This window comes from Archangium sp. Cb G35 (assembly GCF_001896145.1).
GTDB lineage: Bacteria > Myxococcota > Myxococcia > Myxococcales > Myxococcaceae > Archangium > Archangium violaceum.
The window spans coordinates 439,410-459,398 of sequence record NZ_MPOI01000007.1 but is presented as its reverse complement, the minus strand read 5'-3'; the positions used below and the strand labels follow the sequence as shown (position 1 = coordinate 459,398).

General features: G+C 67.9%; 20 protein-coding genes. 11 read left to right on the top strand and 9 right to left on the bottom strand.

Annotation, left to right across the window (positions count from 1 at the left end):
* Positions 1-4: 4 nt before the first annotated feature.
* Entirely contained in the window at positions 5-610 is a 606-nt protein-coding gene (locus tag BO221_RS23380) for a macro domain-containing protein (RefSeq protein ID WP_073562687.1), read from the bottom strand.
* 104 nt (positions 611-714) lie between these two features.
* Between BO221_RS23380 and BO221_RS23375 the strand changes: the two genes are divergently transcribed.
* Positions 715-3,804, top strand: coding sequence for a sensor histidine kinase (locus BO221_RS23375; RefSeq protein WP_073562686.1), 3,090 nt, complete (start codon positions 715-717; stop codon positions 3,802-3,804).
* Between the two features lie 9 nt (positions 3,805-3,813).
* Here the strand turns inward: BO221_RS23375 and BO221_RS23370 are convergent, their stop codons facing one another.
* Positions 3,814-4,539: a BON domain-containing protein gene (locus tag BO221_RS23370; RefSeq protein ID WP_073562685.1), complete on the bottom strand. Its 726-nt coding sequence runs from the start codon at positions 4,537-4,539 to the stop codon at positions 3,814-3,816.
* Between the two features lie 415 nt (positions 4,540-4,954).
* On the opposite strand from BO221_RS23370, the gene BO221_RS23365 reads away from it, so the two are divergent.
* Both BO221_RS23365 and BO221_RS23360 read left to right on the top strand, forming a co-directional pair.
* Positions 4,955-5,290: a hypothetical protein gene (locus BO221_RS23365; RefSeq protein WP_143195628.1), complete on the top strand. Its 336-nt coding sequence runs from the start codon at positions 4,955-4,957 to the stop codon at positions 5,288-5,290.
* A 206-nt stretch (positions 5,291-5,496) separates the two neighbouring features.
* The gene (locus BO221_RS23360) at positions 5,497-5,868 is read left to right on the top strand and encodes a nuclear transport factor 2 family protein (protein ID WP_073562683.1); all 372 of its coding nucleotides are present in this window, start codon (positions 5,497-5,499) and stop codon (positions 5,866-5,868) included.
* A 53-nt stretch (positions 5,869-5,921) separates the two neighbouring features.
* On the opposite strand, the gene BO221_RS23355 is transcribed toward BO221_RS23360, so the two are convergent.
* The 4 genes from BO221_RS23355 to BO221_RS23340 all read right to left on the bottom strand — a co-directional run bounded on the left by BO221_RS23355 (position 5,922) and on the right by BO221_RS23340 (position 9,563).
* Positions 5,922-7,283: a hypothetical protein gene (locus BO221_RS23355; RefSeq protein WP_143195627.1), complete on the bottom strand. Its 1,362-nt coding sequence runs from the start codon at positions 7,281-7,283 to the stop codon at positions 5,922-5,924.
* A 205-nt stretch (positions 7,284-7,488) separates the two neighbouring features.
* The gene (locus BO221_RS23350) at positions 7,489-7,896 is read right to left on the bottom strand and encodes a hypothetical protein (protein WP_073562681.1); all 408 of its coding nucleotides are present in this window, start codon (positions 7,894-7,896) and stop codon (positions 7,489-7,491) included.
* A 35-nt stretch (positions 7,897-7,931) separates the two neighbouring features.
* Positions 7,932-8,852, bottom strand: a complete 921-nt coding sequence (locus BO221_RS23345; protein ID WP_073562680.1) for a ribonuclease Z — start codon at positions 8,850-8,852, stop codon at positions 7,932-7,934.
* A gap of 75 nt (positions 8,853-8,927) precedes the next feature.
* Positions 8,928-9,563, bottom strand: a complete 636-nt coding sequence (locus BO221_RS23340) for a hypothetical protein (protein ID WP_073562679.1) — start codon at positions 9,561-9,563, stop codon at positions 8,928-8,930.
* Positions 9,564-10,111: 548 nt separating this feature from the next.
* Between BO221_RS23340 and BO221_RS23335 the strand changes: the two genes are divergently transcribed.
* Together BO221_RS23335 and BO221_RS23330 are read left to right on the top strand one after the other, a co-directional pair.
* Positions 10,112-10,882 (top strand): DUF6310 domain-containing protein, encoded by a 771-nt coding sequence (locus BO221_RS23335; RefSeq protein WP_369865421.1) that lies wholly within the window; start codon positions 10,112-10,114, stop codon positions 10,880-10,882.
* A gap of 1 nt (position 10,883) precedes the next feature.
* Positions 10,884-11,645, top strand: coding sequence for a DUF5953 family protein (locus BO221_RS23330; RefSeq protein ID WP_073562677.1), 762 nt, complete (start codon positions 10,884-10,886; stop codon positions 11,643-11,645).
* Between the two features lie 178 nt (positions 11,646-11,823).
* Here BO221_RS23330 and BO221_RS23325 read toward each other — a convergent pair whose 3' ends face one another.
* The 3 genes from BO221_RS23325 to BO221_RS23315 form a co-directional block, all read right to left on the bottom strand.
* Complete coding sequence (locus tag BO221_RS23325) at positions 11,824-12,750, bottom strand: hypothetical protein (protein ID WP_073562676.1); 927 nt, start codon at positions 12,748-12,750, stop codon at positions 11,824-11,826.
* Positions 12,747-13,235, bottom strand: coding sequence for a cytochrome c-type biogenesis protein (locus BO221_RS23320; protein ID WP_043398241.1), 489 nt, complete (start codon positions 13,233-13,235; stop codon positions 12,747-12,749). Before BO221_RS23320 ends, BO221_RS23325 begins: the two co-directional genes overlap by 4 nt.
* A gap of 138 nt (positions 13,236-13,373) precedes the next feature.
* Positions 13,374-13,790, bottom strand: a complete 417-nt coding sequence (locus BO221_RS23315; protein WP_052518441.1) for a helix-turn-helix transcriptional regulator — start codon at positions 13,788-13,790, stop codon at positions 13,374-13,376.
* A 238-nt stretch (positions 13,791-14,028) separates the two neighbouring features.
* On the opposite strand from BO221_RS23315, the gene BO221_RS23310 reads away from it, so the two are divergent.
* The 6 genes from BO221_RS23310 (at position 14,029) to BO221_RS23285 (ending at position 19,917) form a co-directional block, all read left to right on the top strand.
* Complete coding sequence (locus tag BO221_RS23310) at positions 14,029-15,180, top strand: serine/threonine-protein kinase (RefSeq protein WP_083681288.1); 1,152 nt, start codon at positions 14,029-14,031, stop codon at positions 15,178-15,180.
* 99 nt (positions 15,181-15,279) lie between these two features.
* Positions 15,280-15,687: a (deoxy)nucleoside triphosphate pyrophosphohydrolase gene (locus tag BO221_RS23305; RefSeq protein WP_043398238.1), complete on the top strand. Its 408-nt coding sequence runs from the start codon at positions 15,280-15,282 to the stop codon at positions 15,685-15,687.
* A gap of 1 nt (position 15,688) precedes the next feature.
* The gene (locus BO221_RS23300; RefSeq protein WP_073562674.1) at positions 15,689-16,633 is read left to right on the top strand and encodes a hypothetical protein; all 945 of its coding nucleotides are present in this window, start codon (positions 15,689-15,691) and stop codon (positions 16,631-16,633) included.
* 206 nt (positions 16,634-16,839) lie between these two features.
* The gene (gene ftsH / locus BO221_RS23295) at positions 16,840-18,903 is read left to right on the top strand and encodes an ATP-dependent zinc metalloprotease FtsH (protein ID WP_233166225.1); all 2,064 of its coding nucleotides are present in this window, start codon (positions 16,840-16,842) and stop codon (positions 18,901-18,903) included.
* 112 nt (positions 18,904-19,015) lie between these two features.
* The gene (locus tag BO221_RS23290; RefSeq protein WP_073562843.1) at positions 19,016-19,261 is read left to right on the top strand and encodes an RNA polymerase sigma factor region1.1 domain-containing protein; all 246 of its coding nucleotides are present in this window, start codon (positions 19,016-19,018) and stop codon (positions 19,259-19,261) included.
* Positions 19,262-19,311: 50 nt separating this feature from the next.
* Positions 19,312-19,917, top strand: a complete 606-nt coding sequence (locus BO221_RS23285) for a nucleotide exchange factor GrpE (RefSeq protein WP_073562673.1) — start codon at positions 19,312-19,314, stop codon at positions 19,915-19,917.
* The last annotated feature ends 72 nt before the right edge of the window (positions 19,918-19,989 follow it).

The following is a 19,989-nucleotide window of genomic DNA, read 5'->3' as shown; positions in this document are numbered from 1 at the left end:
AGCCCTAGCTCGTTCGGAGGGCCCGGTGAACGAGGTGGATCTCCCGGAAGGAGGGAATGCGGGAGGGTCCGAGAACCTGCTTGAGGGCCATCCGCATCTGCACGGCGCACCGCCGTGGGTCCATCCCGCCAATTCCGGTGCCCAGGCCCGGACAGACGAGGGTGCGGATGACGGGCTGTCCCGCGGCGGTGGCGGCGCTGTTGTGCCGCTTCACCTCGAGGAGCACCGCCCGGAATGCCAGGTAGGCATGGACGGTCTGCGCGACGCTCTCCGGCACACGCATGGTGGGCGCGGCCACGAGAAACGGCCAGCGCTCGTCTCCCGTGGCCACCACCTCCGCGGCTCCGACGGGGAGCTCGCCATGATGGCGCTCGACGATCGCCCGCTGGACGGCCTCCTGGACCTGGATGCCCAGGGTGTCCCGGATGGCCAGATCCAGTCCTCCATCCATGATGCCAAAGCTGTTGGCGGGACTCACCATCGCGTCGGCTGGAACGGAGAAGAAGTCCCCTTCCACGACGGAGACGAAGTCGAACTCCTCGAAGGCCTCGGTCCATGCCTTCGCGAGTGGGGGAGCGCGGTCGATCAGGTAGAGCTTCTCGAGGAGCATCCCCTCCCTCTACCACTTCGCCGGTCCACCCAGGGGGGCCGGGACTCTCCTGAATGGAAGCACCGTGCGCGATCGGTCATACTTGGCCGGCTGCCCGAGACTCCATGTGCCCCCGGTCGTCCTTCATCTCCCTCTTGCTCGCACTGGCCGCTTCGCTGAGCCCCTGTGACGCCGCGGCCACATCCCTCGGCCACTACGCCTACACCCCGCTCTCGGTGACTGACGGCGCGCCCGCCGACATCTGGACGCTGGAGCAGGCACCCACGGGCTACCTCTGGCTCGGCACGGGCATGGGCCTCTATCGGTTCGATGGGGTCCGCTTCGACCGCTATCCGCTGCGCGAGGGGCAGCGGCTGCCCTCCTCCAACATCAACGCGCTGAAGGTGCTGCCCAACGGCGACATCTGGCTGGGCTTCTACGCCGGAGGTGTGGCGCGACTGCGTGATGGCCGCTCCACCGTCTTCGGTCATCACGAGGGGATTCCGCCCGGCCGCGTGCTGAGGTTCGCTGGCACTCCGGACGGTGCTCTCTGGGCCGCCGCCGCGGGTGGGTTGGCCAGGTACGAGGCGGGGCAATGGCAGGCCGTGGGCCGGGAATGGGGCTACGACGACGCCGCCGCGGAATATGTCTATGTCGATCGGCGCGGCGTACTTTGGGTCTGCACGCCACACCGGCTGGTCTTCCTCCGTCCGGGGGAGCGGCGGTTCCAGGACACGGGAGAAAAGATCTCCCGGGATGCCGTGCTCGCGGAGGACCCCGACGGCCGGCTCTGGCTGAGCGAGGGGCTCCAAGGGACGCGCCCTCTGCCGGATCATGCCCGGTCCGTCCCTCCGGGCACCGCACCCGCATCTTCAGCGGCTCCGCGGACGTCCGGCTCATCTTCGTCACCTTCGATGGCGGACGCGCCTGCCTTCGTACGGGCCAAGCAGATGCTGTTCGCCCGCGACGGCAGCCTCTGGCTCACCGTCTGGGGTGCTGGCATCTGGCGGCTGCCCTCTCCGGCCAGCATTCCGACCGGGCGCGGCCTGCTCCCCTCGGACCCGCTGGAGAAGTTCGAGCGGCCTGATGGACTGGCCTCCACGGTGGTGGTGCCGGTGATCGAGGACATCGAGGGCACCGTATGGGCGGGCACGAACGCCGGGCTGGCGGGTTTCCAGAAGAAGCGCCTGCATGAGCTCCCCGAACTGTCGTCAGCGTCTCAAGGGGGCTTCGCGCTCGCGGTCTTGGATACCCGGGTGGTGGCGGGCAATCGGCTGACCGCGCTGGTGGTGGACCCTCCCGCCGCACCTCGCGCCTTCGGCGGTCCGGTGCCGGCCCGTTCGGCCATCACCGCCGCCGATGGTGCGCTGTGGTGGTTCAACGGACGGGAGGTGTTCCGGCGCTCGGGCGACACGCTGCGGAAATTCGATCTCCCCGCCGGCAACGCTCAGTCGCATGTGATGTCCTTCATACCGAACGGCGAGGACGGCATGTGGCTGTCCATTTTCGGCCTCGGGATCTTCGTCGCCACACCTGAGGGCATCCAACCCGAAAGGCGGTTCGGCGACAGCCCCGCTCCCAACGCCATGGCGCTTGGTCCCGGCAACGTGGTCTGGATGGCGTTCGAGGACGAAGTGGTCCGGTGGTCCGGCGGCCACTCGACCCGATACGGCGCGAGCGATGGATTGGCGATCGGCCGCGCTACCTCGATTCACGCGACCGGCAAGAACCTGTTGGTCGCTGGCGAGAATGGGATCGCGCGTTTCGACGGCCAGCGCTTCGCGACGATTCTGGAAAGCCGGGACATCGCTTTTGGTCTCATCACCGGCATCGTCGAGTCGCTGGATGGGGACCTGTGGATGAACGGCGGGCGGGGCGTGGTCCAGGTGAAGGCAGGCGACATCGAAAGGATGTTCTCGCAGCCCGGCGGTGAGCTGAACTATCGCCTGTTCGATTGGCGCGACGGGCTGCCCGGCATCGCCTTGCAGGCGAGCGCGGTCCCCACGGCGGTGAGGGATCAGCGCGGCCGGTTGTGGTTCGCCACCAACCTCGGCGTCGCGTGGCTGGATCCGGCCGCGTTGCCCAGGAACGAGCGCCCACCTCGGACCGAGATCCAGAGCGTTCGGGCCGGCGACCGTACCTATCTCGCCGGGGACGGCCTGCATCTGCCAGAAGGTACCCGCAGCGTGACGCTGCGCTACACCGCGGTCACGCTCTCGGCGGCGGACCGGGCACGTTTCCGCTACCGGCTGGAGGGAGTGGACGGCGAGTGGCACGACGGCGGCTCGGTGCGCGAGGCGACCTACGCCCATCTCACCCACGGCCGCTATCGTTTCCACGTGGTCTCCTCCAACGGTGACGGCGTGTGGGACGAAACGGGCGCCACGCTGGACTTCACCATCGAGCCCACCCTGGTCCAGACGAAGGCTTTCGCCGTGACCTGCGTGGCCGTGCTGTTGGCCATCGTCTGGAGCGCGTACCGGATGCGGGCCCGCGTCATCGAAAACCAGGTCCAACTGCGGCTGGAAGAGCGCCACCGCGAACGGGAGCGGATTGCCCGCGAGCTGCACGACACGCTGCTCCAGGGCGTGCAGGGCCTGGTGCTCCAGTTCGACAGCGTGGCCAGGCGAATCGTCGAACCCAGACTCAACGAGGAGATGGAACGCGCGATCGTGAAGGCCGAGGGATTGATCGCCGCCGCGCGCGATCGGGTCTCGGATCTGCGTGAGACGGACGGGCCGCTCGGCACGGCGCTCGCTCGTGCGGCGTGGGAGCTGGCGGACGGAAAGCTCCTCGTCGATGTCTCCGTCACCGGCGACGAACGGCCGCTGCGCGCCGCCGTTCGCGACGAGTTGCTCATGATCGCCCGGGAGGCGGCGGCCAACGCGGTACGCCATGCGAAGGCCCGCTCCATCGCCGTGTCCCTGACGTATGAGGAGCACCGTTTGAGCCTGTGCGTGAAGGATGACGGCACGGGCCTGGACCCTCTCTATGCCAATCACCAAGGCAAGCCGGGCCGTTACGGCATCAAGGGCATGTTCGAGCGAGCCAGGCGCCTGGGTGGAGCGCTGCGGATGAGCAGTGCTCCGGAGGGGGGCACGGAGGTGGAAGTGTGGATCCACGCGGCCTCTGCCTATGCGGATACGTCCTCCGGCCTTTCATCCGGTTTGTTGAACCGGTGGATGAAACGGCTCAAGACCGCCCGGCCTGGATGACCCGCGCGATCAACCGCCGATCACCAGTTGGTTGTCCACGAGGTCAACGCCCCACACGCACCAGGCGTCGCGCTCGGCGGCTTCGCGCGCCATCTCGCTGTTCACCGCGCCGCTCAAGGTGACCACACCGCTCCGGGAGGAGATGGAGACGCTCTCCGTGCTCACCAGGGGGTCCTTCTCCAGGGCGAGCCGCACGCCGTCCGCCATCTCCCCATCGTTGTCCTGCTCGCGGGGACTGACGCCCAACCCGTTCACGACGTCGCGCACGCCCGGCACCCACCAGGCCAGCACACCCGCCAGGCGCTTGTGGCCTAGCCCCGTCACGTCTCCGTCGAGGGTGACCACCCCGTCCTCCACGCGGACCTCGATGGCGCCGCGGGCATCCGGGCCGGCGTCACGCCAGGTTCGAGCTTTCTTTCCCATACGGGCCCGGAGGGTAAAGGGCAGCAGGGCGGACTCCGCCGAGAGATCCCGGCACACATGCTCGAGCACCTGGTCGTCTGGCAGGCGGCGGTCGGGGATGACGTGGAGCTCGTCGATGATGTGGGCCACGCCCGGTACGGCGGCCGCCCGCTCCAGGGCGAGCTTCTTGGAAGCCACATCGGGGACCTCTCCCGCCATGCCGAGGTCGTTCCATTCCCACCACAGCCGGATGGGGTAGCGCTGCAAATCGAGGCGTGGCTCCCGGGCGAGCGCCTCGCGCACAGCCGAGAGCAGGGAGTCCACCGATTCCATGGCCACCTCGCGGAGAGAGAGCACGGCGCGGGTTGCGCCGGGCCAGACGGCATCAGGTGGAAGTTAGGGATGTGGCGCGCGTCCTCCGCGGCTCGCGCGTGCGCCCTGTCCCTCCGGTGCCATGCGAGGCAGCCCTCTCTGCTCCCTCCGAGGAGCCGCTGGGGTCCTCCGAGGCGGCCCTGTGCTCGGGGCTGAGCGCCAACAGCCTCACCCTTCAGGGCGTCAGCTCCTACCAGGGAGAGCTGGCTGGCAGTGCAAACTGGACGTCGATGACTGCGGGTTATCGATGAGGCATGCCTTTGTTCCTGTTGGTAATCGAGGCGTGTGTCTAGTTTGCGGGTGTCTCTTGGGGGAAGGTGAAATGAACAGCCCTGCGAATTCCGATCGTCGTCCCTGGCTTGCCTGGCGCGTGACCATGCTCGCGGTCCTCGTGAACGTGCTCATCCACCTGTGGATTGTGTCGTCCGAGTTGCTCATGGAAGAAGGCGACTCCCTCATGGACCAGGCGCGCATCTACACGGACGAGGTGGCTGCTCCCATGAATCTCTGGTCCACCGTGATTCATCTCCCTGGATGGCTCGCGGCCGCGTTCACGCTCTGGCACATCGAGGACCGGAACTCGCTCGCGGCACTGTTCCTGCCGCAGTTGGCCTTCCTGGCCGTGTCCTCGGCCCAGACAGTCCTGGTGGTGGGGGCCATCTTACGGCTGTGGCAGTGGGGATGCCGCATGGCGCGCCTGCGCGTCAGCTGACTGCTGCAACAACATAGTTGTCGTCTTGTGATGTTATGCCTCAGATGGCATACAGGTCGGCTGGACCGAACTCGTCGTCATCTTCACCGCGCCCCCCGGCTTCCAATGGGCTTGCCCGCTGTAGCATTTCTCTTCGTTTTCCCTAAAGTACAAGCCTGTATGCGCAGCGCTCAATCGGGTGCGCTGTCACAAATGAGAACGCGGCCATGAATTACAGGGGATTCATCGACGAGATGTTCGCGCATGTGGATGCGCTCGACGCGCGCGGTTTCGCGGCGTGCTTCACCGAGGGGGGCGTCTTCCGCTTCGGCAACAACGAGCCGGTCGCCGGCCGTGACCGGATCGAGGACTTCATCCGTGGGTTCTTCGGCGCGATTGGCGGCATCAGCCACCAGTTCGAGAATTGCTGGACGTTGGAGGACCGTGCCTTCGCCAACGGGTTTGTCACGTACGTGCGCAAGGACGGCAGCAAACTCACCGTGCCGTGGGCGACCATCTCCCGCTTCGAGAAGGGCAAGCTCGCCGAGTACAACGCCTACGTCGACGCGTCGGAGCTCTTCAACCCGCGGCGAGCATGAGACGGTAGGCCCCGGCACTCGTGGTCATGGCGGCCGGGGGGCGCACCCGAGGCTCAACGTTGGGCCTGGATCGTCTGAACGCTCCTGGTACCGCCTCGCGACAAGGGAGCCTCGGTCTCCACCTGCAGAACGCGGCGCGCCTCGCTTTCGATCCACAGGATGATCTTCCGCGGCGCCTTCTCCAATTCCTTCTCCCCGGTGGACTCGAGCAGCTCGACCTTGTAGCTCGCGACGTCCTTCTTGAGTCTCGCGAGACCCGTGACCGGGCCGGCGAAGGGAACGGAGACCCGCCAGGTGGAGAAGGGCTTTCCAGCGGCCATTCCCTCCGGGTCGAGCACCCGGACGCTCCCGGTGAAGCCCGGCGCCAGGGGAAGCGTGGAGAGGGCAAGCTCCAGCGGAGCGCCCGGGAACAAGAGCGGCGTGTCTCCCAAGTGCTGGTTGAACTTCACCGCGCTGGCGCCCTTGCCCTCCGCGCGCAGGAATCCGTCGATGACTTCCAGCCGCGTCGAGGCACCGGGAGACCGGCTCGTCCACCGGTAGGGAAGCAAGGTCTTCGCATCGAGCCAGAAGCGGTGCTCGAACGTCCCCGTCTGGGTACGGCCCGTCTCGATGATGATGAGAGCGTCACGCTTCTTGTCGCGCTTGCGCTGGATGCTGCGTTTGGCCGTCCCCACGGAGAAGCTCCAGGGCATTCCTTCTCCGGGGAGCTTTTCCTGGATGCTCTGATACTGGAGCTTGCCTGGCTTGAGCAGCGAGGCCTGCATCCGCGCGGTGATGGACGAAGGAGAGGGCTCGGGCTGGACCGAAGCGGAGGACGCCTGCGCCGGCTGGGGAGCTGCTGTCGGCTGCGTGGGGCCAGGCGCGGCGGAGGGCTCCGGAATGGGCTGGGGCTCCGGAGCCGAGCTCGCGACGGCCTCTGACTTCCCCGGCTGGCCCTCCACGCGAAAGGTGTTCATGAAGCGCTGGACGGCCTCCTCGGAGGGCAGCGTTTCACCGCCCACCTCGATGGCGACGATCCGCGTGCCGATGAGCACCAACCGCCCCACTGCCCCATAGGCCGATTCGTCGGTGGACTCGAAGCGGTAGTCGAGCGCGGGGAGGTCGCCGACGTGTGTGGCCTCCTGGCGGGCGATCCGGAAGCTTCCGTCCTCCGCACTCGAGTCCAGATACTTCTGGAGGGATTTGGCGGGTGGCTCCGAGGACGTGACCTTCGAGAGCGACGCGCTCAGGACCCACCCCTCCTTGGGATACACATAGTGGCAGCTCGGCTCGTCCGCATTCGCGTCGCATGTGGGCGCCGCGGGGAACTCGATGCTGAACAGCCCGCCCGCGGGCGTCACTCGCTGGGGCGAGTCTCCGGGGGAGGGCTCGGCAGCCGCGGCCGCGCCGCACAGCAGCGACAAGCCTACCGACATACAGATGGAAGCGACGACTCGCCGTGAACAGAAGAACATGAGGGTGGGGTGTACCACGGTGGTCCCCGTGCCTCACACTGGCGGGCGGCCCCCATTTCCACCCGGCCCGTCTCGCGCCGGACAATCCTTTCAGGACAATTCGGACTGCTCGGTCGCCTCTGGATTGTCGTGGATGGCCCCGTCTGACACGAGGCTTGTGCCGGGCTCAGGAGGAAGGGGGCTCCTCCTCTTCCGGTTCCGCCTCCACCTGGAAGCCCCGTGCCTCCGCGGCGTCGCGAAGCTCCCGCATCACGCGCTTCGGAAGCCAGCGGAGGGTCAACTCCGAATGTCCCCCGAGCCGCTGATGCACTTGCGAGATGGGCAGGTCCTTGAAGTCCGGGATGAACTGCCGCAGCAACGCGGCGTCCTTGACGGTTGCGCTGGAGCCGCGCCACTTCATACACAGGCGCCAGACGGGTTGGGGCTCCAGAGGGAGCGGCGCGCAATAGATTGCCTGCATCACGTAGCCGCATTCCCGGCACGGGGTGGAGACGATGCCCCGTTCCACGGTGGAGTCTCCGAATGCTCCCCCGCAGCGCGGGCACCTCGGCTCGGTCTCGTACTCGTTCGTCATGGCTGGCGCTTCCACCTTCCGTGCGGACCTACGGCTCACTCCGCCCGTGCGCGTTTCGGAACCTCGACGTGGTCCAGGTCCCGCACGGCCACCACGTCCTGGACCAACGCCTGGGCCTCCTGGACGAACGGCGCCGTGTCCTCGTAGCGCTGCGAGAAGTGCGTGAGCACGAGCCGCCGGGCCTTCGCCGCATGGGCCAGCTCCGCCGCCTGGCGCGCCGTCATGTGGAAGTGGCCATGCGCCTCCTCGCGCTCGCTGTCGAGATACGTCGACTCGCACACCAGCAGGTCCACGCCCTCCGCGAGCCGCCCGGCGTTCGCGCACGGCCGCGTATCCATGATGAACGCGAAGGCCTGCCCCTCCCGCTTCTCGCCCACGTCCTCCAGGCGCACGATGCGGCCTTCCACCTCGACCAGGCCTCTCCGTTGGAGTTCCCCGACACGCGGCCCCGACAACCCATGCTCCGCCAGCCGGGCGGGAATGAGCTGCACGCGCGCGTGCTCCTCGAGCCGGAAGCCGAACGTGTCCACCGAGTGCTCCAGACGCGCCGCGGAGAGCTTGAAGCCCTTCGTCTCGGCCAGCACGCCGTCCTTCGCGATGGGCCTTGGCACGATGGTGGCTTTGTCCATGAAGACCGTCGCGTGCCGGAGCCGCTCGTAGAAGGCCTGCCCCGAGGCCGGGTAGTAGATCTCGACGGGGTGGGGCGCCGAGTCCAGCGAGAGCCGCTGGATGATGCCGGGCAGCCCCAGCGCGTGGTCCCCATGGAAGTGGGTGATGCAGATGCGGGTGACCTGCCGGGCCGACAGGCCTGCGTACGTCATCTGCCGCTGGGTGCCTTCTCCCGGGTCGAACAGGATTCCTTCCTCGTCCCAGCGCAAGAAGTAGGCGTTGTGGTTGCGGTGACGCGTCGGCACCTGGCTGGCGGACCCGAGGACGATGAGCTCTCGATTGGACATACACGTATCTCCCGCGACCTGGCGCGACGGACTGATGATGGACCCTGACCGGCTCCCCCGCTCATTCCTGACGGTTCATGGCTCGTCATCCATGCTGGATGCCCTGCTCGGCAGCGTAGACCAGCGGCGATTTCGCCAGGGGAACGGGAGGATGCGAATGCGAGACCCCACGCTTCCGTCCCATTCCACCGCAACCCCGTGCCGCTCCAGCGTTTCGAACACCTCGCGCGCGATGACCAGGCTCGCCTCGTCATCGTCATCCCGCGTCCCCTCGTCCGAGAGCGCTCCAAAGGAGAGCATGAGCCCCGCCCCAAGGACCCCCTGTGCGACATCCTGCTCGAGGAAGAAGGTGGCGCCTCTCGCCGGAACGTAGTCGCCCCGCACTGCGTCGATCACGCGCGCCCAGGCCTCCGAGAGGGTGCCTCCTACGTTCTGCGCCGCGGCGATGCCCTCGCCGTTCAGTTCCTCGAATGCCCACGAGATGGCATCGTTCGTCGTCGGCTCAGTCCAGCGAGCCTCTTCCTTGAGCTGTGCATCGAGCAGGTTCCGGGCATACGCCAGAAGCCGTTCGGCCGCCGGAGCCTTCCCGAATTCGCGCCTCACCCGCTCCTCGAGCTGGGCGAGGACCTCACTCTCCGTCCCGTAGCCGCTGCGAACCGCTATCTCCACCTGCTGGCGGAGGCCGCTCTCCAGCTCGTTCCCGGTAGCCATTGTGACACCCACCGTACTTGCATTCGTATTCCCTGGCAGCGACTTCGTGCGGCAGCGCGATCATGCGCGGGGCGCGCTCAGCGGGGGGGCGGGGACGATGCCGGGGGCGCCAGTCGAGGCGCGAGCGGCCTGGATACTCGGCCCCTCCTGGTACGGGCAAACCGTCTCCTGTCCCAGCACTGTCCGCGAGAGCACGCCCGATGGTATCGCTACCGCCCCGGGAGCCCTCCACATGCCCGAACTGCGGTTGGTGCATCCTGACCTCGGCCGCGCCCCGGAGCGCTCGTTCGTGGCTGTCGGGGCGCTGTCATACTCCGAACGGCCCCGCCAGGATCCGTCAGGTCCTAGTCCGAATGGAGAACCCGGCCATGCGTCTCCGAGCGTGCATCGCACTTCTGCTCTTTCTCTCAGCCTGTACGACGACACCGCTCACTCCAAGAGAGCCAGCGGCCCGGGACCCAAGGCTCGCCAACCTCCAGCGAGCGGCGGCGCTGCCCTGGACGGACGGGGGGCGCTGCGCTGTACAGGAGGCTTCCGAGCCCTGGCCCGTGCTGGCGGAACGGTGCTTTCATGCCCTCGACCATGACCGGATTGAGTTTCACGACATCGCAGGACGATGCGCGGTTGCCTCTGTGGGGGCCGCTGCCATGGGGCTGGGGGTCTGCGTCCTGGCGGCCCCGGAGATCTTCGTGGGAGCGGTAGTTGTGGCGGGCGTTGTCGTGGTGGGCTTCGCCATCAAGGAGGCGCTGGATGCGTATGAGCTGAGTTGGGGCGATCCCGAGAAAGTGAAGCCCGCGCCAGAAACGAGGCCCGCGCCAGAAACGCGCCCCGTGCCAGAAACGACGCCAGCGCCGCAGAAACCCTCGCCGAAAGAAAGGCCCAAGCCGGAGCCCAAAGGACCGGATTTCCCTCCCGTGGGGCCAACCGAAGTCACGGAGAGAGAGCGCCGCCCGGAGTGCAAGCCCCAACGGGTGCCACCCAAGGGTGGAAATAAGCTGCACAATCAGTGTGCCGACGGAATTCCATTCAACGCCTATCGTGGTGCTAACGCGCTCGTCAACGGCAAGGCTTTCGACGCGCTGCAAGTTGTGGCTGGCGTGCTATGGGAGGTGAAGACCGACAATTTCGATACATATCCGCTCGAACTTCGAGACATTGTGATCAGAAAGAATGTGCGTGACTTCCTGGTAGAGCGCGAGCTTGCGAGGGCGTGTGGATTTGGCTTCCAGGTCGGCGTGCGAAGCGCCACTCACAAGGCCATGTTGGAAATTGAGGAACCGCAACTCCAGGGCGTTATCGTCCTCATGGATTGGTGCTGAAATGTCCGCCACACAAAAAGACCAGATGACCATGATCGTCTACGCACCTGCGCTTGCGGTCGATGATGGCCGTCCATTGGCTGTTGTTCATGGGATGGAAAGCGCAGTTCCCGGCTTGTGCATCGGGCTTATGATTTCTGACGAGGGACAACTTGTCCCGGTACAGGATCGTGATGCACTCGTTGCCCGTGAGAGTAAGCGCGGGGAATTTCCGACTCTGCGCAGCATCGATGACAACTTCCGAGTGAGGGTAATGGGGTGGGGGAAACCGGCAGGGATGTCCCCTGGCGGTCGAGCACAGTTTGAATTCCATGTGTCAGTGCCTCTGTCCGCAGACGGCATCGCGGCTGCGGCGGCTTTGCTAGAGGCTGTGGCGGAGGAAGCACGCGCATTCTGGGGGCTCGCGACGCCGTTCAGCGCGGGGGTGGACATTGCACGCCAGACGAAGAATCGGCCAGACGATCTGGAGCCGCCTCCCCGTGGCCTGCCGATGATCAAGTCCCCTGGTGCCATGCGCTCGCCTGAGATTCCGCATCGCCTCGGGTGGCTGAACTACTGGTCAGACGCCGCTGCACGGACCATCGGCTTCCCGGACCCGGTCCGCGACGCCGAGCTGCTCTCACGGGCGCGGCGCACCGCGACGGGCGGGTGGGTGGTCAGGCTCACGGATGCGCCGCTCGACCTGGACAACCCCGCCCACCTGGATGCGCTTGAACGGGCCTACGAGCGCTTCCCGGAGATCGGCGGGCGTTCCACCCCTTGAGGCTCGGCACGGTCGACTGGCTTGTGCCCCAGCTCCACGCCGCACCGGCCAGAGACGCCGGAGGGGCACACTGAGGGCACATGAGGAACCGGGGCAAAAGAAAAGCCCAGCAACCCTTTGCGATTGCTGGGCTTCTCGGGTTGTCCCCGACGGGATTCGAACCCGTGGGCAGGGCTTTCTACCGGCCCAGTTCGCCGCGCAGCTGCTGGATGGCCGCGAGCAGCGGGGGCGGGTGCATCTCGCTGGGCACCTCCACGGCGAAGCGCTCGAACATCCCCAGCGCCTTCTCCTTGTCGCCCTGCCGCATCGCGATGGCGCCCATGAACAGCAGCGCCTCCTGGGCGTCCGGGTACGTGTCCACCAGCATCATCAGATCCTGCTCCGCGCCCGCCTCGTCCCCGCGCACCGCCTTCAGCACGCCCAGGTGCACCCGAAGCTCCACGTTGAACGGATCCACCGCCAGCGCCCGGTTCGTGACGCGATCCGCCTCCTCGTACATCTGCCGCCGGATCAGCTCGTGGCTCAGCAGCGCCGCCGCATCCAGGTCCGCCGGGTTGTTCCTCACGCGCTCCATCGCCTCGCTCAGCTGCGTGTCCTCCTGCGGCTGCTGCGCGGTGGCGCCCATGCCCGGAGGCACCCGGCCCGTGGCGGCATCATCCTCGCCCCGCGTGCGCTGCTCGGACACCAGCGTGTAGCCCAGCGTGGCGAAGAACAGCACGATGCCTCCGCCCCACAGCGCGCCCTTGAGCTGCGGCGACAGCAGCCCCTTCGACGCCGGCGCTTCCCGCCGCGCGCCCGGCCCGTCCTGGGTGGCTCCGCGCTTCAGGTGCTCGTCCTTCGCACGCAGCGCCGCCACGGCCTCCAGCTCCAGCCGCTTGCGCTCCGACTCGTAGCGCTCCGGCTCCAGGGTGTGCTTCTCCGCCGCCAGCTCCTTGAGCTGCTCGATGAGGGACTGGTAGCGCCGCTCCAGATCCTCGAGCGCGCCATCCTTCGCCTCCGGCGCGGACGCGGCCACCTTACGGGTGAAGAGGAACAACGCGGCGGCGATGAAGCCCACCGTGAGCACGATGAGGCCAGGCGCCCAATTGGTCGCTGTAGGGTTCATTGATCCAGCTCCCGGCGCACGGCCGCGAGGTAGGGGTCCTCGGAATCGGTGGAAGCGGCGGGGGGCGTCGCGGGCGCGGAGACCGCCGGAGCGGCCGCGGCGGGCTCGCGCCGCACCTGCCGGAAGATGACGAAGGCGCCGCCCAGCAGCAGGGCCACCGGGCCGAGCCACACGAGCAGGTTCACGCCCTCGGCCTTGGGCTGGAGCAGCACCCACTCGCCGTAGCGGGCCACGAAGTAGTCACGGACCTCCTGGTCCGACTTCCCCTCGGCCACCAGCTCCCGGATTTTATCGAGCTGGGCACGGGCCATGGACGAGGGGCTGTCCGCGACGGAGAGGCCCTGGCACACGGCGCAGCGCAGCTCCTTGCCGAGCGTTTGCACGCGGGCCTCGAGGGCCGGCGCGAGGGGTTCACTTCCAGCCTGCTGGGGCGCGTACTGTCCCGAGGCGAGAAAGAGGGTGAGCGTGAGGAGGGCAGCTGTCATGGGGTGGCCGGGATCCGGCTCACCTACCTAGCTCCCCGGGCCGGGTGTTGCCCAGGGAAACCCGAGGGTAGGAGGGCGGAGCCTCCCCCCGCCCGCCCGCTCCCCGGGCTCCGGCAAAGGGTCTCGCGGTGGAGACGCTCAGGAGGGGGAGGAGTCGCGGGAGGCGCGTCCCTGCCGCATCAGCCGCAGGCGCAGCAGGCCGGTGGCCATCAGGCTCAGCAGGCGGAACTCGGCCGGCTCCAGCCGTTTCACGGTGCGGACCAGGCGGCGGATCTCCCCCGGCTCCTCGACGGGACGGGCCGGTGGCTCCTTGGTCCAGAAGTTCTCCTGGGCGGGGGTCAGCCCCAGCAGCACGTCCGAGGGGATGCGCAGGACCTCGCACAGCTTCTTCAGGGTGGGGACGCTGGGCAGCATGCCGCCGCGCTCCAGCCGTCCATACACCTCGGTGGCGAGACCCACCCGCTCGGCCACGTCCTCCTGGGTGAGATTGGCCTGGACCCGAGCCGCCCGGGCTGCTGTCCCGATCGTCCCTGCCAGTCCTCGTGGGAGTGCCATGTGCCGTGCGGTCCTGAATGAGAGTGGAAGGAGTAGGGCCCGGAACCCCCGGCCTACATGACTTCTAAGATAACCGGAAAAGTGGTGACTTCAAGAGTCATGTGAGAGGTAGACACGACTTTGGAGGTCATGGCCTGAACGTCCGCCCTGCTGGCTCCCCGTCATCGTTCTTGGTCCTTTCGGGGGCGCATGTTTACCTTTCGAGTCAGCCCGCGGAAACCCCCAAGGAGTACTTCGCATGTCGATCCGGACGACCCCTGAAACAACATCCACACGTGAGACCCACCCGGTGGTGTTCGATGCCGGGATGGTGAGTTACGAGCTGGTGCGCTCGTTGGGACAGGGCCATCATGGCGAGCTGTTGCTCACGCGCCAGCGTTACCAGGACGGAGAGGGCGGCCTCACCGTCCTCAAGCGGCTCAACCGCGTGGTGCGGCAGGAGGACTACCAGCGGCTGGTGGAGGAGGCGCGCCTGGGCAGCCAGATGCGCCACCCCAACATCGTCTCGGTGCAGATGCTCGGGGGCACTGCGGACACGCCGCTGCTGCTGCTGGAGTACGTGGAGGGCCGGCCCCTGGGTGACCTGATGCGTCTGGCCGCCCGGGCCGGCCGCTCCTTCTCCGAGGCCTTCGCCTGCTATGTGACCTCAGAGGTCGCGGATGGTTTGCACTACGCGCACGGGCTCCTGGATCAGAAGGGCCGCGCGCTGGGCGTCGTCCACCGGGACGTGACACCCCAGGGCATCCTCATCGGCCGGAACGGCGAGGTGAAGTTGATGGACTTCGGAGCGGCCTGGTCCCGGTTGGAGGGGCGCATCTCCACCGAGGGCGACAGCGATCTGGGCAACCTGGCCTACAGCTCCCCCGAGCGCGCCATGCTGGAGCAGCTGGATGGGCGCTCGGATCTGTTCTCCCTGGGACTGGTCCTCCTGCAGACGCTCACTGGCCAGCACCTGCTGGACGCCGCGGATCGCCACGAGGCGGAGCTGCTCAGCCGCCAGTTGCGTGCGCGGGGGGATGGCCGGGTACCGGGACTCGAGGAGCTGGCGGCCGCGCGCACTGGCGAGCTGATGAAGCGCATGCGCCAGCTGAGCCCCCAGGACGTGCAGGCGGCGGCGCGCTCGCTGCCGGAGGGGCTGCGGCCCATCGTCCACCGGTCGCTCGCGCCGCAGAGGGAGGAGCGTTATGCCACGGGGGGGGAGCTGGCCCAGGCGCTCCGGGATCATCTGTGGCGCTCGGGCCTGCGGTACGGACGGGCCGAGCTGGTGGCGGAGGTCTCGGCGCTCAACCAAGCCGTCCTGGAGGACCTGGAGCAGCCCCCGGGTACGCCGAAGCGGGGCAAGGGGGCGGCGTCCCGGAGCCGCCGGGGAGGCCCTGGAAAGGAGTCCTGAGGCGTCCTGAAGGGGTCCGAGGGGTCCTGAGGCTTGGCCTGGGGCCCCGGGCCGTGTTAGTCCGCCCCCCTTCCTGCTTCCGCGAGAAGGAGTCCGGAAATGGCTCGTCGTCACATCCGCGTCGTGGGCGCGATGCTTCAGAACGCCGAGGGGCGCTACCTCATCACCCAGCGCCCGCCCAAGGCGACCCTCCCGCTGCTCTGGGAGTTCCCCGGTGGCCGGGTGGAGGAGGGGGAGGCGGACGAGCAGGCCCTCGCGCGTGAAATCCGCGAGGAGATGGGCGTGGAGGTGGAGGTGATGGAGCAGGCCCTCCACACCCATCACGACTACCCCAGCTACGACATCGACTTCCGCGTCTACCGCTGCCGGCTCACCAGCTCCGAGTCGGCCATCCAGCACCTGCGCGTGCATGATCACCGCTGGGTGACGCTGGAGGAGATGTCGAAGTACCAGTTCCCCGACGCGGACGCGAAGACGCTGGCCAAGTTGCTGGGGCTGGAAGCCTGACGTGGGCCGTCGTACCGCCCTGGTGCTCGCGGGGTTGTTGCTCGGGGCCTGCACGACGAAGAAGCCCTCCAGTCCGGATGCCTCCACCCCGGTGGCCGATCCGCGCTACCCGTCCGCCGAGGGCTTGCCCGGCTGTGTGCTCCATGGAGAGCCCCGGCGGGTAGGACAGGTGCCGCTGGAGCTGGCCGAGATGTCCGGCCTCGCCGCCAGTACCCGCCACGAGGGGGTGCTGTGGGCGCACAACGACTCTGGCAACGCCTTCCGGGTGTTCGCCCTGGATGCCGCCGGCAAGGTGCTCGCCACGGTGACGCTCACCGGGCTGGAGCCGAAGGACGCGGCGAGGATGGACCTGGAGGACATCGCCCTGGGCCCGTGCGCCCCGGGCGAGCCGCGCGAGTGCCTCTACCTGGCCGACATCGGAGACAACTTCGAGCGCCGGCCCCAGGTGCGCCTCTTCCGCTTCCCCGAGCCGGAGGTGGCCGACGCCAGTGTCGCCGTGGAGACGCTGGCCTTCACCTACCCGGACAGGCCGCATGACGCGGAGTCGCTCGTGCTCGAGCCGGGTACGGGCCGGCCGGCCGTCATCACCAAGGAGCGCGGCTCGCTGGGCGAGGTGTTCGCGCTGGAGGGGCTCGCACCGGGCACGGTGGCGAAGGCCGCGCACCTGGGCACGCTCCAGGCGCCCGGGGGGGTGGATTACCGCACCACCTCGGCGGCGCTCCATCCGTCCGGCCAGCGGCTGCTGCTGCGCACCTATACCCGCGTATGGGAGGTGCGCGCTCCGGGAGCGTCGCGGCTGGAGGAGCTCGTGAGGGGCCAGGTGGTGGAGGTGTCCGGCCCCAGCCAGGCCCAGTCCGAGGCCATCACCTGGTTGCCTGGTGGACGCTCCTTCGTGCTCGGCTCCGAGTTCGCCGGCCAGTTCATGTACCGGGTGGACTGCCGCTAGCGGTGTCTCCCCGCGTGGCGTGTTCGCTGCCGGGCATTTCCGTTGCCCGGATGGACGGGTGCTGTTCCGGCGTTACCACCATTACCCGGCTACGTGGGGCATGCCGGGTTGACCGGCTGGCGGGTGTGAACATCTTTTGCCCGCGGATCAGTCGTACCACGTACCACCAGGGGTACGTGCAATGGGGGAGGGGGAGTGCGTCGACGATGAAGCCTCAGAACACCATGCCGCCGGGGATGAGCCCGCGCGGAAAGAAACAGGAAAAGCCTCAGCCTCCACCCGCCAACAAGGGGTTCCGGTTCGGCTCGCCACTGGGCTACATCGCGCTGCTCCTCCTGGGCTTCATGCTCTTCAAGAACGTCTTCCAGGACGCGGGCGTGCAGCGCAAGACCTACAGCGAATTCCGCACGGCCATCCAGGAGGACAAATTCTCCAAGGTGCAGATCGCACCGGACTGGGTGAAGGGTTTCCTCAAGGACAACTCCGCGGCGCGCGCCTCGGGGACTCCCGCGGGAGGGACCGAGCGCCTGCGCCCCGAGCTCAGCGACCTGCCGTGGATGGCCTACCGCGTGGAGGGAGACGAGCAGCTCGTCCCGCTGCTGGAGCAAAAGGGCGTCCCGTACGAGGCGGTGGTCCAGTCCGGCTTCAGCGACGTGCTGCTGATCTGGCTGCTGCCGCTGGCGTTCGCCTTCGTGTTGTGGAGCTTCATGATGAGGCGGATGGCCGGAGGCATGGGTCAGGGCCCGCAGAGTGTCATGAGCTTCGGGAAGACACGTGCCAAGGTGCAGGCCGAGGCCGACACCGGCGTGGGCTTCAAGGACGTGGCGGGCGTGGACGAGGCCGTGGACGAGCTGCGGGAGATTGTCGAGTTCCTCAAGACGCCGGAGAAGTTCCGCCGGCTGGGCGGCCGCATCCCCAAGGGTGTGCTGCTGGTGGGCCCACCGGGAACGGGCAAGACGCTGCTGGCCCGGGCCGTCGCGGGTGAGGCGGGCGTGCCCTTCTTCAGCCTCTCCGGTTCCGAGTTCGTGGAGATGTTCGTCGGCGTGGGCGCCGCCCGCGTGCGTGACCTGTTCGCCCAGGCCACCGCCAAGGCGCCGTGCATCATCTTCATCGACGAGCTGGACGCCATCGGCAAGAGCCGCAACGCGGGTGTCGCCGGTGGCCATGACGAGCGCGAGCAGACGCTCAACCAGCTCCTGGCGGAGATGGACGGCTTCGACAGCCGCGCCGGCCTCATCATCCTGGCGGCCACCAACCGTCCGGAGATCCTCGACAGCGCGCTCATGCGTCCGGGCCGTTTCGACCGGCAGGTGCTGGTGGACCGGCCGGACAAGCGCGGCCGCGAGCGGGTGCTGGAGATCCACTCCCGTGGCGTGAAGCTGGGGCCGGATGTGGACCTCAAGTCCATTGCCTCTCGCACCCCGGGCTTCGCGGGCGCCGACCTGGCCAACGTGGTGAACGAGGCGGCCCTGCTCGCCGCGCGCCGCAACCGCGACTTCGTCATGCGCGCCGACTTCGAGGAGGCCATCGAGCGCGTGGTGGCCGGCCTGGAGAAGAAGAACCGCCGGATGAACGAGCGCGAGAAGGACATCGTCGCGCACCACGAGGCCGGCCACGCGGTGGTGGGGTGGATGCTGCCCAACGCCGAGCGGGTGACGAAGGTATCCATCATCCCCCGTGGCATCGCCGCGCTGGGCTACACCATGTCCCTGCCGCTCGAGGACCGGTACCTCATGTCCTACGACGAGCTGCGCGACAAGATGGCCTCGATGATGGGCGGCCGCGCCGCCGAGGAGATCTTCATCGGCGAGGTCTCCACGGGTGCCTCCAACGACCTGAAGCAGGCCACGGAGATCGCCAAGCTGATGGTGCGCGACTACGGCATGAGTTCCCTGGGTCCGGTGGCCCTGGGCAGCGAGCAGAATGCCTTCCTGCGCTCGGCCGGGGGTCCGGAGATGCGCTCCTACTCGGAGCAGACGGCCCGGATGGTGGACGATGAGATCCGCAAGATGGTGACCGAGGCGCTCGACCGGGCCCGGGAGGTGCTCACCACCCACCGCGACAAGGTGGAGGCCCTGGCCGCCCGGCTGCTCGCCACCGAGGTGGTGGACGAGGACGAGATCCTCCGCATCCTCGGCCCCAAGGCCACCGCCGCACGGGGACTGCTGCACCCGGAGGCCCGTCAGGTCATCTCCGCCCACCCGGCGAGCAGTGACGAGACGCCTCCGCCCGGGGCCCAGCACTCCAGCGGGAATCTTCCCGACGCCTGAGCCTCCAGGCGCCCGCCTGGTTGCTCCCTGGCCTTGCCTTCGCCCTTTCACGCCGCATGTTCTGCGGTGTTGGAAGGGCGAAATTATGTTGGCCGGGAAGGAGGGAGAGGCCGTGGAGAATAGAATCGGGAAGAGCTATACGGCGCGGAAGGCACTCTTCGCCAAGGGACTGCGTGAGGGCCGTCTGACGGTGCAGGAAATCGAGAAGGCCCTGCCCGCGGGGACACTCACGGCGGCCGAGCGGTGGTTGTTGTACTACTCGCTGCGTGCAGCCCAGGTGGAGATCATCGACGAGGTGACGGGCCAGGTGGATCACGGCTTCATGTCGGAGCAGCCCGCCGCGCCCGCCGAGCACTAGTCTCGTCGTTCGAGCGTTGACACGACTCCGGGGCTGGTTACGTTCGCCGCATGAACGGCAATCCCCGGACAGACGGTCCGCCCCAGGAGGCGCACGAGGCCGCCGCTTCGGCTGCGCCCGAGGCGTCCACCGAGCAGCAGCCACCGGCCGAGGAGGCCGCGGTGGATGCGGAGAAGCAGCGGTTGGAGGCCGAGTTGCTCGCGGCCCGGCGCCGCGTGGATCAGCTCGCCCGTGCCTACCAGGAGCTGGAGAAGGACCGCGAGGAATTCAAGCAGCGCCTCACCCGCGAGCGCGAGCGGATGATGGACGTGGAGCGCGGCAACGTGGCCGCCACGCTGCTGGAGGCGGTGGACGAGTTGGATCGCTCCCTGTCGATGAGCGGAGGAGACGTCTCGTCGCCCCTGGCGCAGGGCGTGAAGATGATCCGTGACGGGCTGCTCTCGAAGCTGCAGCAGACGGGCATCGAGCGCATCCAGGTGGTGGGTCTGCCGTATGACCCGAACACCGCCGAGGCCACGGACATGGACATCACCACCAACCCGGACGATGACCAGAAGGTGGTGGCCGAGGTCCGGGCCGGTTACCGGCTGAAGGACCGGATCATCCGTCCGGCCCGGGTGAAGGTGGCGAAGTACGTCGCCCCCGCCCAGGCCTGATCGTGGGTGTTCCCTCTCCCTCTGGGAGAGGGGTAGGGTGAGGGTCTCCCCCCTCGCCCCCCCCGCACAGTG

Coding starts and splice junctions, on each gene's coding strand:
- BO221_RS23380 (WP_073562687.1), bottom strand. CDS start 610: ATGCTCCTCGAGAAGCTCTACCTGATCGACCGCGCTCCCCCACTCGCG.
- BO221_RS23370 (WP_073562685.1), bottom strand. CDS start 4,539: ATGGAATCGGTGGACTCCCTGCTCTCGGCTGTGCGCGAGGCGCTCGCC.
- BO221_RS23375 (WP_073562686.1), top strand. CDS start 715: ATGTGCCCCCGGTCGTCCTTCATCTCCCTCTTGCTCGCACTGGCCGCT.
- BO221_RS23330 (WP_073562677.1), top strand. CDS start 10,884: ATGTCCGCCACACAAAAAGACCAGATGACCATGATCGTCTACGCACCT.
- BO221_RS23365 (WP_143195628.1), top strand. CDS start 4,955: ATGCTCGCGGTCCTCGTGAACGTGCTCATCCACCTGTGGATTGTGTCG.
- BO221_RS23320 (WP_043398241.1), bottom strand. CDS start 13,235: ATGACAGCTGCCCTCCTCACGCTCACCCTCTTTCTCGCCTCGGGACAG.
- BO221_RS23355 (WP_143195627.1), bottom strand. CDS start 7,283: ATGTCGGTAGGCTTGTCGCTGCTGTGCGGCGCGGCCGCGGCTGCCGAG.
- BO221_RS23340 (WP_073562679.1), bottom strand. CDS start 9,563: ATGGCTACCGGGAACGAGCTGGAGAGCGGCCTCCGCCAGCAGGTGGAG.
- BO221_RS23285 (WP_073562673.1), top strand. CDS start 19,312: ATGAACGGCAATCCCCGGACAGACGGTCCGCCCCAGGAGGCGCACGAG.
- BO221_RS23315 (WP_052518441.1), bottom strand. CDS start 13,790: ATGGCACTCCCACGAGGACTGGCAGGGACGATCGGGACAGCAGCCCGG.
- BO221_RS23360 (WP_073562683.1), top strand. CDS start 5,497: ATGAATTACAGGGGATTCATCGACGAGATGTTCGCGCATGTGGATGCG.
- BO221_RS23305 (WP_043398238.1), top strand. CDS start 15,280: ATGGCTCGTCGTCACATCCGCGTCGTGGGCGCGATGCTTCAGAACGCC.
- BO221_RS23310 (WP_083681288.1), top strand. CDS start 14,029: ATGTCGATCCGGACGACCCCTGAAACAACATCCACACGTGAGACCCAC.
- BO221_RS23325 (WP_073562676.1), bottom strand. CDS start 12,750: ATGAACCCTACAGCGACCAATTGGGCGCCTGGCCTCATCGTGCTCACG.
- ftsH (WP_233166225.1), top strand. CDS start 16,840: ATGAAGCCTCAGAACACCATGCCGCCGGGGATGAGCCCGCGCGGAAAG.
- BO221_RS23345 (WP_073562680.1), bottom strand. CDS start 8,852: ATGTCCAATCGAGAGCTCATCGTCCTCGGGTCCGCCAGCCAGGTGCCG.
- BO221_RS23350 (WP_073562681.1), bottom strand. CDS start 7,896: ATGACGAACGAGTACGAGACCGAGCCGAGGTGCCCGCGCTGCGGGGGA.